At 72.4% G+C, this 13109-nt stretch carries 9 protein-coding genes and 1 riboswitch; of the genes, 3 read left to right on the top strand and 6 right to left on the bottom strand.

The window, feature by feature from the left end; translation table 11 throughout:
- Positions 1 to 81: 81 nt before the first annotated feature.
- From LEL83_RS15375 to LEL83_RS15360, 4 genes are all read right to left on the bottom strand, one after another.
- On the bottom strand, positions 82 to 648 hold the full coding sequence (locus LEL83_RS15375; RefSeq protein ID WP_225559472.1) for a nucleoside/nucleotide kinase family protein: 567 nt from the start codon (positions 646 to 648) through the stop codon (positions 82 to 84).
- Positions 641 to 3163, bottom strand: a complete 2523-nt coding sequence (locus LEL83_RS15370; protein WP_225559471.1) for an ATP-binding cassette domain-containing protein — start codon at positions 3161 to 3163, stop codon at positions 641 to 643. Before LEL83_RS15370 ends, LEL83_RS15375 begins: the two co-directional genes overlap by 8 nt.
- The gene (locus LEL83_RS15365) at positions 3160 to 3798 is read right to left on the bottom strand and encodes an ECF transporter S component (RefSeq protein ID WP_225559470.1); all 639 of its coding nucleotides are present in this window, start codon (positions 3796 to 3798) and stop codon (positions 3160 to 3162) included. Before LEL83_RS15365 ends, LEL83_RS15370 begins: the two co-directional genes overlap by 4 nt.
- Positions 3793 to 3904: riboswitch (TPP riboswitch) on the bottom strand. Its footprint overlaps the gene before it by 6 nt.
- A 91-nt stretch (positions 3905 to 3995) precedes the next feature.
- A complete protein-coding gene (locus tag LEL83_RS15360) occupies positions 3996 to 4319 on the bottom strand; it encodes a hypothetical protein (protein WP_198657987.1) in 324 nt (107 codons plus the stop codon).
- Positions 4320 to 4447: 128 nt separating this feature from the next.
- Here LEL83_RS15360 and glgX point away from each other — a divergent pair, with 128 nt between their 5' ends.
- From glgX to treZ, 3 genes are read left to right on the top strand one after another with little or no spacing between them, the layout of a single operon-like run.
- A complete protein-coding gene (gene glgX / locus LEL83_RS15355; RefSeq protein ID WP_198657986.1) occupies positions 4448 to 6679 on the top strand; it encodes a glycogen debranching protein GlgX in 2232 nt (743 codons plus the stop codon).
- Positions 6676 to 9195, top strand: coding sequence for a malto-oligosyltrehalose synthase (gene treY / locus LEL83_RS15350; protein ID WP_225559469.1), 2520 nt, complete (start codon positions 6676 to 6678; stop codon positions 9193 to 9195). The genes glgX and treY overlap by 4 nt, the downstream gene beginning before the upstream one ends.
- Complete coding sequence (gene treZ, locus LEL83_RS15345; protein WP_225559468.1) at positions 9192 to 10946, top strand: malto-oligosyltrehalose trehalohydrolase; 1755 nt, start codon at positions 9192 to 9194, stop codon at positions 10944 to 10946. The genes treY and treZ overlap by 4 nt, the downstream gene beginning before the upstream one ends.
- A 99-nt stretch (positions 10947 to 11045) precedes the next feature.
- Here the strand turns inward: treZ and LEL83_RS15340 are convergent, their stop codons facing one another.
- Together LEL83_RS15340 and LEL83_RS15335 are read right to left on the bottom strand one after the other, a co-directional pair.
- Positions 11046 to 11840 carry a polyprenol monophosphomannose synthase gene (locus LEL83_RS15340; protein WP_225559467.1) on the bottom strand — a complete coding sequence of 265 codons (795 nt, stop codon included), beginning with the start codon at positions 11838 to 11840 and terminating at the stop codon, positions 11046 to 11048.
- A 188-nt stretch (positions 11841 to 12028) separates the two neighbouring features.
- The gene (locus LEL83_RS15335; protein WP_198657982.1) at positions 12029 to 13033 is read right to left on the bottom strand and encodes an aldo/keto reductase family protein; all 1005 of its coding nucleotides are present in this window, start codon (positions 13031 to 13033) and stop codon (positions 12029 to 12031) included.
- Between the last annotated feature and the right edge of the window lie 76 nt (positions 13034 to 13109).

Here is a 13109-nt window from a genome sequence, read left to right as displayed (position 1 = left end):
GCGACAGTTCACGCCTCCCGGGGGCCGTGAGGTGTCGGTGAGCGCGAAAGCTCGGCGCCGCGAGCCCCGCGCCCCCGACCCCTACGTCCGCAGGACCACGTCGGCCAGGGCGGCCGGGTCCTCGGCGGCGATGAAGGCCTGCTCCTGCGCGGCCCACCGGTCCCACTCGCGCGCGAACGTCTCGCCGTCCCGACCGATGGCCCGGTCCCACCGCACGGCGTCGTCGGCCTCGAGCCACACCCGCAGCGCTGCCAGCGGTGCCGACGCCCGGGACAACGCTCCGCAGCCCTCGACCACGATCGGCAGGTCGGGGTCCACCGACGCCCAGTCCGCGGGTCCGTCGGCGACCCAGTCCCATCGGCGGTACCCGCTCGGCGCCCCGAGGACGTCGGTGACCACGGCGTCGGCAGCCGCGCGCAGCCCGTCCCACCCCGGGTAGAGGTCGTCCAGGTGCACGAGCTGGGCACCGAGCTGCTCCGCGACCTGCGCACCGAGGGTGGTCTTCCCCGTGCCGGACCGGCCGTCGACGAGCACGACGGCCCGCCTGCCGGTGGCGGCGGCGACACCGGCCGCAGCAGCGGCGAGACCGGGGGCGAGGTCACCGGCGGTCGTGCCCGTCGTCCCGTCAGCGCGCTCCGCGTCAGACACGCCACGTCCCCACGCTCACCGCGACCGCGATCGACACCACGCCGATGCCGACCAGCACCGCCACCATCGCCCACTCCGGCCCGGCGAACCGCGCGACCCGCGCCCAGCTCCGCCGTCCGGGAGCACCGAATCCGCGTGACTCCATCGCCACCGCCAACGTCGTCGCCCGCCGCAGCGCGAGCACGAGCAGCGCGAACGCCATCGTCGCCCCACGTCGCAGGCGTCCGGAGTCGGCCACCCCGCGGGCACGTCGAGCCATCGCGAGCTGTCGCCAGTCGTCGACGAGCAGCGTCATCATCCGGACCGCGGCGAGCGCCCCGAGCACGAAGCGCGCGGGCAGTCGCACCACCTGCGCGAGCCCGTCCGCCAGGTCGGTCGGGTCGACCCGCACGAACAGCGCGATGGCCGGCACCCCGACCGCGAGGACCCGGAGCGCGGTCGCCAGGGCGAGCGTCAGCGACCCGTCGGTGACGTGCGCGAACCCGAGGTCGAACCACTCCCGCCCGGAGGGCCTGCCGTACAGCGCGATGCTCACCGCCGTCAGCGGCACCGCGACGAGCACCGGTGCGAGTCGGAGCAGCAGGGTCCGGAGCGGCAGGCGCAGGAGCGGCAGCAGCACGACTTCGAGCGCCAGGGCGACGGCGGCGGAGACGACGTCGAGGCTGAGCACCAGGCAGACGCCGAGGGCGAGCACGCCGATCAACGACGCGACCGGCTGGACGCCGTGGATGCCGGTCGCGCGGGCCGGCAGCGGCCGTCGCGCCGCGTCCGTCCGGTCGTCCGTGTCGGACCGGTCTGGAGGCCCGGGGCGGCTCCCCGCCGTCGGTCCCGTCTCCGGGACGGTCGCGCCCGGCGGCCCCGGGTCCCTCCCCACGGTCCGGGCACCGTCCGGCCCGAGCACGACCTCGTCGGCGTCGAGTGCCCGGACGAGGTCGCGGTCGTGCGTGACCGCCACCACCGCGGTGCCGGCGTCGGCGAGCGCTCCGAGGTGCCCGACCACCGCCTGCCACGTGGCGCGGTCCTGCCCGGAGGTCGGTTCGTCGAGCACCAGGACAGGAGGCCTGGCCGCCACGACGGAGGCGATCGCGAGGCGCCGTTGCTCCCCACCGGACAGGGTGAACGGGTTGGCGTCGGCCAGGTGGGCCAGCCCGAAGTCGTCGAGCAGGGCGGTGGCGCGGTCTGTGGCGTCCGCGGCTCCGAGGGCACGGGGGCCGACCTCGACCTCCTCGCGGACGGAGCGGGCGACGAACTGGTGCTCCGGGTCCTGGAACACCGTGCCGATCCGGGCGGCGAGCTCGCGGCTCGTCCAGGTGTGCGGCGCGCTGGCGATGCCGCCGGTGAGGGCGTCCGTCCCCCCGAGCTCGCCGGCGGCCGGCGGGAGGAGTCCTGCGATCGTCAGGCCGAGCGTCGACTTGCCGACGCCGTTCGGCCCCGTGACCGCGATGACCTGTCCGGCTCGGACCCGGAGGTCGATCCCGCTCCCGACACCGTGCCGCCCCCGAGCCGTCCCGAGCTCCCGCGCCCGGAGCAGCACCACGGCGCCGTCGCCGAACGCCCCGTCCGTGGCAACTCCGAACGCCTCCTCGCCGAGCGGGCGGAATGCACCCGTCGCTCCCCCGGACTCCCCACACATCCCGCCCGCTCGGCGGGGCGCACGGAGACCCCCTCGTGCCGACCCTCGCTCCGGCTCGGCACCGGGCACCCACACCCCGGCAGCCGTGAGCGCAGCGCCGTGCTCCGCCAGCACCGCGGCGGGCGGCCCGTCGGCGACGACGCCACCACCGGGCTCGAGCAGCACGAGCCGGTCGACCAGGTCGAGCCACGTGCCGATCCGGTGCTCCACCACGAGCAGGGTCGCCCCGGTCTCGTCGAGCAGGGCCCGCACGGCGTCGTGCACCTGCGTGACACCGTCGGGGTCCAGGTTGGCGCAGGGTTCGTCGAGCACGAGCGCACCGGGGCGCATCGCGAGCACTCCGGCGAGCGCCAGGCGCTGCCGCTGCCCGCCGGACAGGTCCGCCGTGGAGCGGTCGAGCGACAGGTGCAGTCCGACGACGTCCAGGGCCGACCGCACGCGCTGCCACGTCTCGTCGCGCGGGACGCCGGCGTTCTCGCACCCGAAGGCGACGTCGTCGCCGAGTCGGGACATCACGGTGTGCGCCTCGGGGTCCTGCATGACGAGGCCGACGCGCCCGCGGACCGCGCGGGGGTCGGCTCCGTCGACGAGGAGCGATCCGTGCACGGACGCCGCGGTGTCGTCGGTGGCGTCGGGCTCGTCGGGCAGCACGCCCGCGACCGCGCGCAGCAGCGTCGACTTGCCGGCACCGGACGGCCCGACGACCGCGACCCGCTCCCCCGGCTCGACGGTCAGGTCGACGCCGCGCACGGCCCACGCGTCCCGCTCCGGGTAGCGCCAGCCCCAGTCACGGAAGGCGATGCGCGCCCCGCGGACGTCGGTTCCTGCGTCGGCGTCCCCGCCTGTGGAGGACGACGACGCCGACGGGGTGCGCTCCGTCACACCCGGGCGCGGGGCTCGCGACGGCTGTGCTCGCGGCCGACGGCGAAGGACGACAGCACTCCGGTGCGCGCGAGCGCCCGGACGACGAGCCACGACCCCACGCCGGCGATCACCGCGCCGGAGATGATCGCGCAGACGACGTAGACGGCCTTGAAGGCGGCGTCGAGCGCGGGGTACCAGAGGACGGTGTCGTTGATGCCGAGCGCGAGACCCGCAGCGGCGCCCGCGAGCACCACGACCGGCAGGCGGTACACCCGGTACAGGAACAGTGCGAGGACGATCTCGGCGCCGAGTCCCTGGACGAGCCCGGCCTCGAGCGTCAGCCAGCCCCACGTGGTGCCGAAGAGCGCCTCGACCGAGGCGGCGACCATCTCGCCGTAGAGCGCGGCTCCCGGCTTGCGGACGACCAGGGCGACGATGGGTCCGGCGAGCAGCCACACGCCGCCGAACAGGGCCTTCGTGCCGGGCAGCACCAGGTCCATGACGGCGCTGATCGGCTCGTACCCGAACTCCCAGAGCCGGAAGACGACCCCGAGGGCCACGGCGAGGACGCTCGCGACGACGATGTCGACGACCCGCCACCGCAGCGATCGCCGCGGAACGGTGGAGACGGGTGCAGACGTGCGTGCAGACATGGTTCTGACTCCTCCCTGCGCCGGCATGATCCGGATCAGGTTCGACGGTCGGAGCGCCGTTCGCTCCCTCTCAGCCCGGCGGTCCCGGACTCCCGTGTGTGTGCCAGCAGTCTAGACGCGGTCGCGACCGCGTGACGCCAGGACGCAACCGGAGGCCCGTGGCGGCGTCGCCACGGGCCTCCGGTTGCGTCAGGTGGTCACTTCTTGAGTGCGCGGACCAGCTTGCGCAGGACACGCCCGGCCACCCACACGAAGGGGATGGCGACGACGATGAGGGAGATCGGGTTCGGTTCGAACACCAGGTCCTTGCCCGGGCGACGGACGTACGCGCCGACCGGGGCCGACGCACCGCCGCCACCACCGCCGCCGTTCTCGTCGTCGCCCCCGCCGCCGCCGAAGCCGAACCAGCTGACGGACACGGGGATGAGGGTCTGGTCGCCGACCTCGACGGGCTCTCCGTAGTTCGTGGAGACCCCGACCGGGCGGACCTTGTCTGCGAGCAGCGTGACGATGTTGGCCATGCGCGAGACGGTACTCGTCCGTCCCTCCACAGGCCGCGACCCGTCTGCGTCGTCCACAGCTGGGGCTTGTCTGCGGACGTGGACGGGCGGCGCCGATATGTTGGCGACACCCACACCTGGAGGACCGTTTGCACACCTGGCCCGGAAACCCGTACCCGCTCGGGGCGACCTACGACGGGAGCGGCACGAACTTCGCGCTCTTCAGCGAGGTCGCCGAGCGTGTCGAGCTCTGCCTGTTCGATGACGACGGCAACGAAGAGTGCGTCCGCCTGCTCGAGGTGGACGCCTACGTCTGGCACGCCTACCTGCCGAACGTCGGCCCCGGCCAGCAGTACGGCTTCCGTGTCCACGGAGCGTACGACCCGGCGACCGGCTCGCGAGCCAACCCGTCGAAGCTCCTGCTCGACCCGTACGCCAAGGCGACCAGCGGCGAGATCGACTGGGACCAGTCGCTGTTCTCGTACACCTTCGGTGACCCCGACTCGACCAACGACGAGGACTCCGCGTCGCACATGATGAAGGGCGTCGTGATCAACCCCTTCTTCGACTGGCAGGGGGACCGTCCGCCGCGCACGCCCTACGGCGAGACCGTCATCTACGAAGCGCACGTCAAGGGACTCACCGAGACCCACCCCGACGTGCCGGAGGAGCAGCGCGGCACGTACGCCGGCGTCTCCCACCCCGCGGTCATCGAGCACCTGCAGCGCCTCGGCGTCACCACGCTCGAGCTCATGCCGGTGCACCAGTTCGTGAACGACTCCACCCTGCAGGACAAGGGACTGTCGAACTACTGGGGCTACAACACGATCGGCTTCTTCGCCCCGCACTCCGCGTACTCGTCTTCGGGCGACAACGGGCAGCAGGTCCAGGAGTTCAAGACGATGGTGCGCGAGCTGCACCGGGCGGGCATCGAGGTCGTCCTCGACGTCGTCTACAACCACACCGCCGAGGGCAACCACCTCGGCCCCACGCTGTCGTTCCGCGGCATCGACAACGCGGCGTACTACCGCCTGGTCGACGACGACAAGCGCTACTACATGGACTACACGGGCACGGGGAACTCGCTCAACGTCGGGCACCCGCACTCGCTGCAGCTCATCCTCGACTCGCTGCGCTACTGGGTGACCGAGATGCACGTCGACGGGTTCCGCTTCGACCTCGCGTCCGCCCTGGCCCGCGAGTTCTACGAGGTCGACCGCCTGTCCGCCTTCTTCGAGCTCGTGCAGCAGGACCCGATTGTGTCGCAGGTCAAGCTCATCGCCGAGCCGTGGGACGTCGGTCCCGGTGGCTACCAGGTCGGCAACTTCCCGCCGCAGTGGTCCGAGTGGAACGGCAAGTACCGCGACACCGTCCGCGACTTCTGGCGCGGTGAGTCGTCGACCCTCGGCGAGTTCGCCTCGCGCATCTCCGGCTCGGCCGACCTGTACGAGCACGACGGCCGCACCCCGAAGGCCAGCATCAACTTCATCACCGCCCACGACGGCTTCACGCTGTACGACCTGGTGTCCTACAACGAGAAGCACAACGAGGCCAACGGCGAGGACAACAACGACGGCGAGAGCCACAACCGGTCGTGGAACTCCGGTGCCGAGGGGCCGACCGACGACGAGGCCGTGAACGCTCTGCGGCTGCAGCGTCGCCGGAACTTCCTGGCGACCCTGCTCCTCAGCCAGGGCGTGCCGATGATCGCGCACGGCGACGAGCTCGGCCGCTCGCAGTCCGGCAACAACAACGTCTACGCGCAGGACTCCGAGCTCAGCTGGATCGACTGGGACAGCGCCGACGAGGACCTCATCCAGTTCACCGCCGACGTCGTGAAGCTCCGGCACGACCACCCGACGTTCCGACGCACCCGGTACTTCAACGGCCGTCCGGTCCGCCGTGGCGAGGGCGAGCCGCTGCCCGACGTGGTGTGGTTGACCCCATCCGGCGACGCCATGGACCCCGAGGACTGGGACTCCGGCTTCGGCAAGAGCGTCGGCATGTACCTGAACGGCGAGGGCATCCGCGGTCGCGATGCCCGCGGCGAGCGCGTCACCGACGTGGCCTTCATCACGTACTTCAACGCGCACGACGACGTCGTGACCTTCACGCTCCCGCCCGAGGAGTACTCCCCCGGCTGGACCGTCCGGATCGACACCGCCGACCCGGGTGCCCGCGACGAGGTCCTCGACGCCGGGACGCCGCTCGACGTCCCCGCGCGCTCGATGATCGTCCTGCGCGCCGAGCCCGACCACGAGGTCACGACCACCCCGGTCGACGTCGAACAGGACGACGCTGCCGCACCGGCGGCGCCGCAGGACGCCGTGACCCCGGCGAACCCCGCCGGTTCCACCGCACCGAGCGGAGCGGACCGATGACCGCCCGCACGCCCGGGGCCGCGCACCGCGCCCCCGCATCGACCTACCGACTGCAGGTGTCCGCCGACTTCGACCTGGACGCCGCGCGCGACCTGGTCGACTACGTGCACGACCTCGGCGCCGACTGGCTCTACCTGTCGCCGGTGCTGCAGGCCGAGGCCGGGTCGAACCACGGCTACGACGTGGTCGACCACACCCGCGTCGACACCGACCGCGGCGGTGACGAGGCGATGCGTGCGCTGGCCGAGGCCGCGCACGCCGTCGGCCTCGGGGTCCTGGTCGACGTCGTGCCGAACCACGTGGGTGTCGCGACGCCCGAGTCGAACCCCTGGTGGTGGTCGCTGCTCGAGCTCGGGCAGGGCTCCCCCGTGGCCTGGGCGTTCGACGTGGACTGGGAGGCCGGCGACGGCAAGGTCCGGATCCCGGTGCTCGACGACCGACTGCTCGAGGCGGTGACGCTCGACACGTCCGACGCCGAGCGGCCCGTGCTCCGCGTCGGTGAGACCGCCTACCCCACCGCGCCCGCCACGGTGCAGAGCGGCGACACCGTCGAGGCCGTGCACGAGCGGCAGCACTACGCGTTCGTGCACTGGAAGCGCGCCGACCACGACCTGAACTACCGCCGCTTCTTCGCGGTGAACACCCTCGCGGCGATCCGTGTCGAGGAGCCCGAGGTCTTCGCGGCCTCGCACGGGGTCATCGGCGGCTGGTTCCGCGACGGGCTCGTCGACGGCCTGCGGATCGACCACCCGGACGGGCTGTACGACCCGGCCGGCTACCTGCAGGACCTGGCGGAGCTGACCGGCGGGGCCTACACCCTCGTCGAGAAGATCCTCGAGCCCGGCGAACAGCTGCCGAGCTCGTGGCCGGTCGACGGCACCACCGGCTACGACGCCCTCGGGGTGCTCGACCGGGTGCTGGTCGACCCCGCCGGCGAGCTGGCGCTCACCGCTGCGTCGGGGTCCGAACCCACGGACTGGCAGCAGCTCACGCACGACACCCGCCGTGGCATCGCGGACGGCATCCTCGGCAGCGAGGTCGAGCGCCTCGCACGCCTGCTCGCACCGACCGCCGCGACGGAGACGATCACCCACGAGCGGATCGTGGACGCGGTCGCCGAGATCGTGGCGTCGTTCGACGTCTACCGCACCTACCTGCCCGAGGGCGCGCACAACCTCATCGATGCGCTCGAGGGCGCCGCCGAGGCCCGACCGGACCTCGACGACGTCATCGACCGCATCGCACCGGCACTCGTCGACCCGACGAACGCGGCGGCCATCCGGCTGCAGCAGACGAGCGGCATGGTGATGGCGAAGGGCGTCGAGGACACGGCGTTCTACCGCACCTCGCGGCTGTCGTCCCTCAGCGAGGTCGGCAGCGACCCGAGCGTCTTCGCGGTGTCGGTGGCCGAGTTCCACCGGGCGCAGCGGGAACGGCTCGCCAGCTGGCCGCACACCATGACGGCCCTCACCACGCACGACACGAAGCGCAGCGAGGACACCCGTGCCCGCATCGCCGTGCTGGCTGAACTCGGCGACGAGTGGGCCGCCACGTTCGAGCGACTGCAGGAACTCGTCCCGCTCGAGGACCGCGTGTTCGCCGACCTGCTCTGGCAGGCGATCGTGGGTGCGCGGCCCGCGAGCCGCGAACGCCTGCACGCCTACGCCGAGAAGGCCTCGCGCGAGGCGGGCGACAGCACGACCTGGACCGAACCCGACGAGGACTTCGAACGACGCATGCACGCGATCGTCGACGCCGCCTTCGACGAGCCGGCCGTGGTCGCGGTGCTCGATGCCCTCGACGAGCGCATCGACGCGGCGGGGTGGTCGAACGGCCTCACCCAGAAGCTCGTGCAGCTCACCGCCCCCGGCGTCCCCGACGTCTACCAGGGCACCGAGTTCTGGGACCGCTCGCTGGTCGACCCGGACAACCGTCGACCGGTGGACTACGCCGAGCGACGCCACGTGCTCGCGGAGCTCGACGGCCCGGACGACGACGGCCCCGAGCACCTGCCGGCGGTCGGTCTCGACGGCGCCGCGAAGCTCCTGGTGACCACCCGTGCGCTGCACGCACGACGCGACCGGCCCGAGCTGTTCACCCGGTACCTCGAACTCGAGGCGACGGGGAGCGCTGCCGACCACGTCGTCGCGTTCGACCGCGGCGGTGCCGTGACGATCTCGACGCGCCTGCCGATCGGCCTCGAGCGCGTCGGCGGCTGGGGGGACACCCTCGTGCACCCCGTCCCGCTCGACCGCGTCGACCTGCTCACCGGGCGACACGTCCCCGCTGCCCGGGGCATCGCGCTGTCCGAACTGCTCGACACCTACCCGGTCGCGCTCCTCGTCCCCGCCGACACCGACACGGCGACCGGCCGGGTCGAGACGGCGGCCGGCGCTGCGGACGCAGGTCGGGCCTCCCGGCCGGACGCGGGCGACGCGACGACCGCCGGCGACACGGCGGACGCGACCGAGACCGAGGCGCAGGCCGAGATCGACATCCTGGAGGGCCACGCATGACCGCACCCGACCGCTACGCCGTGTGGGCGCCCGAACCGGACCGTGTCCGGCTGGTCGTCGACGACGTGGAGTACCCGCTCACCCGGGGCGACGACGACTGGTGGTCCACCGACGCGGTCCTGCCGGTCGTCGGCGCTCGGTACGGCTTCCGGATCGGCGACGACGACGCGGTCATCCCCGACCCGCGCAGCCGCTACCAGCCCGAGGGCGTGCACGGCCCGTCCGAGGTCGTCGACCCCGCGCGCTTCGCCTGGACCGACGATGCGTGGACCGGGCGTCCCGCCCGCGGCGGCGTGATCTACGAGATGCACATCGGCACCTTCACGCCGGAGGGCACCCTCGACGCCGCAGCCCAGAAGCTCGACCACCTGGTCGAGCTCGGGGTCGAGTTCGTCGAGCTGCTCCCCGTCAACGCGGTGAACGGCGAGTGGAACTGGGGCTACGACGGCGTCGGCTGGTTCGCCGTGCACGCGCCGTACGGCGGCCCGGACGCCTACGACCGGTTCGTCGACACGGCGCACTCGCTCGGGCTCGGCGTCATCCAGGACGTCGTCTACAACCACCTCGGTCCCAGCGGCAACTACCTGCCGCTGTACGGCCCGTACCTGGTGCAGGGGCTCGCGAACACGTGGGGCGACTCCGTGAACGTCGAGCACCCCGAGGTCCGCCGGTACGTGCTCGACAACGTGCGCATGTGGTTCCGCGACCACCACGTCGACGGGCTCCGGCTCGATGCCGTGCACGCGATCCGCGACACAACGCGCCCGCACGTGCTGGCGTCGATGGCCGTCGAGACCGACGCGTACTCGTCGTTCGTCGGCCGCCCGCTGTCGCTCATCGCCGAGTCCGACCTCAACGACCCGGTGATGTTCCGGCCGCGCGAGGCCGCCGGGTACGGCCTGGCCGGGCAGTGGTCGGACGACTTCCACCACGCGGTGCACGTGGCGCTCACCGGCGAGACGAACGGCTACTACGCCGACTTCGCCCCGCTGTCGGCGCTGGCGAAGGTGCTCGAGGACGGCTTCTTCCACGACGGCACCTGGTCGTCGTTCCGGGGGAAGCGGCACGGCCGTCCGATCGACCGCGGGACCTCTCCCGCCACGGCACTGGTCGTCGCGAACCAGAACCACGACCAGATCGGCAACCGTGCGGCGGGCGACCGGCTCGCGGCGACCCTGGACGACGACGGGCTCGTCATCGCGGCGGCGCTGACGCTGCTCGGACCGTTCACGCCGATGCTGTTCATGGGTGAGGAGTTCGCGGCCTCGACGCCGTGGCAGTTCTTCACCTCGCACCCCGAGCCGGAGCTCGGCAAGGCGACCGCCGAGGGGCGCATCGCCGAGTTCGCCGAGCACGGGTGGGACGAGTCGGCGGTGCCCGACCCGCAGGACCCGTCGACGTTCACGAACTCGAAGCTCGACTGGGCCGACGTCACCTCGGAGCGGGGCGCCGCGATCCTGCGGGCCTACCGGGTGCTCATCGCGCTCCGCCGGACCGACCAGGCGTTCGTCGACCACCGGTACGAGGCGAACGCGGTCCGCTTCGACGAGGACCACCGCTGGCTCGTGCTCACGCGCGGGCTGCTCGGCCCGGACCTCGCGCCGGTGCACGTCGTGGTGAACTTCGCCGACGACGCCGCCGAGGTGCCCGTCCCCGACGCGCGGGGCGAGGAGCTCTACGGGTCCGGGGCGGCCGAGGTCGACGCCGGTGTCGTCCGGTTCCGCGGACGCGGCGTGGTGGTGCTCCGCTAGCGCGGCGGTCCCCCGCACGGACGGCGACGGCGACGGCCTCCCTCGGGAGCGCCGTCGCCGTCGCCGTTGCCGTCGTCGTCCAGGCCGACCGGGTGCGGCTCAGGCCGTGTGGTCCGCCACCGCGTGCGCGTTCTTCCGGACGGACGGCAGCTTCCGGTGGTCCTTGACGAGCGAGCGGGCCTCGCGGATGCGGCGGTCGATGCCCCACTTCGTCACGAGCGCCAGGCTCTCCCGCACGATGTTGCCGCTCATCTTCGAGACGCCGAACTCCCGCTCCGTGAACGTGATGGGCGTCTCCACGACCCGCAGTCCCGCCTCGAGGGCACGCCAGCACAGGTCCACCTGGAAGCAGTACCCCTTCGACGCGACACCGGCCAGGTCGATCCGCTCGAACGCCCGCGAGGTGAAGACCCGGAACCCGCCGGTCGCGTCCCGCACGGCGATGCCGAGCGCGAGACGGGTGTACAGGTTGCCGCCGCGGGAGAGCAGTTCGCGGTACCAGGGCCAGTTCTCGACCGATCCGCCCCTGATCCACCGGGAGCCGAGCACCAGGTCGTTCGTTTCGGCGAGCTCGAGCATCCACGGCAGGTACTCCGGGTGGTGCGAGCCGTCCGCGTCCATCTCGACGAGCTTCGCGTAGCCGTGCTCCAGGCCCCACGCGAAGCCGGACAGGTAGGCACCACCGAGGCCGTCCTTGACGGTGCGGTGCAGCACGTGCACCCGATCGGTCTCACGGGCGATCGCATCGGCGATGTCGCCGGTGCCGTCCGGTGAGCTGTCGTCGACCACGAGCACGTGCACGGTGTCGTCGGTCGCCGCGAGCGTGCGCTCGACGATCGGACGGACGTTCTCTGCCTCGTCGTAGGTCGGGATGATGACCAGGGTGTCGCTCATGGTGCTCCTCGTGCTCCACAGCGAACCTATCGGTCAGCGGCTGCGGTGATCCGAGGAGCGCGCTGCGAAGACGATCAGCGTGCCCCGCCCGACGCCGGGCGACGGCAGGCGGGGTGGACGGTCGCCCGGACGGACGGGAGGCCCGTGGCGGCGTCGCCACGGGCCTCCCGTCCGTCCGTCGGTCGCGTCTACGCGGGGCGCGACGCCGGGGACACGCTCTTCGACGCGTCGCGTTCCGGGATGTCGCCGAGCGCCTCGTCGATGGCCGCGAGGGCGTCCGCGTCGAGCTGCACGCCGGCGGCCTTCACGTTGTCCGTGACCTGCTGCGGACGCGAGGCGCCGACGATCGCCGAGGCGACGTTCTCGTTCTGCAGCGTCCACGCGATCGCGAGCTGCGCGAGGGTCAGGCCGGCCTGGTCGGCGACGGGCTGCAGGCGCTGCACGGCCTCGAGGACCTCGTCGCGCATGAACCGCTTGATCATGTCCGCGCCGCCCTTCTCGTCCGTGGCGCGCGAACCCTCGGGCAGGGGCTGGCCCGGCTTGTACTTGCCGGTCAGCACGCCCTGGGCGATGGGCGACCAGACGATCTGCGACAGACCGAGCTGCTTCGAGGCCGGGACGACCTCGCCCTCGATCACGCGCCAGAGCATGGAGTACTGGGGCTGGTTCGAGATGAGCTGGAAGCCGAGCTCCTTCGCCAGCGAGGCTCCGGCACGGATCTGCTCGGCGTTCCACTCGCTGACGCCGATGTACAGCGCCTTGCCCTGGCGGACGACGTCGGCGAAGGCCTGCATCGTCTCTTCGAGGGGGGTCTCGTAGTCGTAGCGGTGCGCCTGGTAGAGGTCGACGTAGTCGGTCTGCAGCCGCTCGAGGGAGCCGTCGATCGACTCCATGATGTGCTTGCGGCTGAGGCCGACGTCGTTGTGCCCCTTCGGGCCGGTCGGCCAGTAGACCTTCGTGAAGACCTCGAGGGACTGGCGCCGCTCACCCTTGAGCGCTTCGCCGAGGACGGTCTCGGCGGCGGTGTTGGCGTACGTGTCCGCGGTGTCGAACGTGGTGATCCCGGCGTCGAGCGCTGCCCGCACGCACTGGGTGGCGACGTCGTTCTCGACCTGCGAGCCGTGCGTCAGCCAGTTGCCGTAGGTGATCTCGGAGATCTTGAGTCCGGAGTTGCCCAGGTACCTGAATTCCATGCTCCCGACGCTAGTGGAGTGAGCGCGCACGCGGGAGGCCCCGCGAGTGCCTGTCGGGGGGCCTCCCGCGTGCGCG

Source organism: Curtobacterium oceanosedimentum (assembly GCF_020297365.1).
In the GTDB taxonomy this organism is placed as follows: Bacteria; Actinomycetota; Actinomycetes; order Actinomycetales; family Microbacteriaceae; genus Curtobacterium.
Note: the sequence above shows the minus strand (reverse complement) of the source record. Positions and strands in the feature narration are given on the sequence as shown.

What these genes read in the sequence shown, in the direction of transcription:
- LEL83_RS15365 (WP_225559470.1), bottom strand. Translation starts at nt 3,798, where the DNA reads ATGTCTGCACGCACGTCTGCACCCGTCTCCACCGTTCCGCGGCGATCG.
- LEL83_RS15360 (WP_198657987.1), bottom strand. Translation starts at nt 4,319, where the DNA reads ATGGCCAACATCGTCACGCTGCTCGCAGACAAGGTCCGCCCGGTCGGG.
- treY (WP_225559469.1), top strand. Translation starts at nt 6,676, where the DNA reads ATGACCGCCCGCACGCCCGGGGCCGCGCACCGCGCCCCCGCATCGACC.
- treZ (WP_225559468.1), top strand. Translation starts at nt 9,192, where the DNA reads ATGACCGCACCCGACCGCTACGCCGTGTGGGCGCCCGAACCGGACCGT.
- LEL83_RS15340 (WP_225559467.1), bottom strand. Translation starts at nt 11,840, where the DNA reads ATGAGCGACACCCTGGTCATCATCCCGACCTACGACGAGGCAGAGAAC.
- LEL83_RS15335 (WP_198657982.1), bottom strand. Translation starts at nt 13,033, where the DNA reads ATGGAATTCAGGTACCTGGGCAACTCCGGACTCAAGATCTCCGAGATC.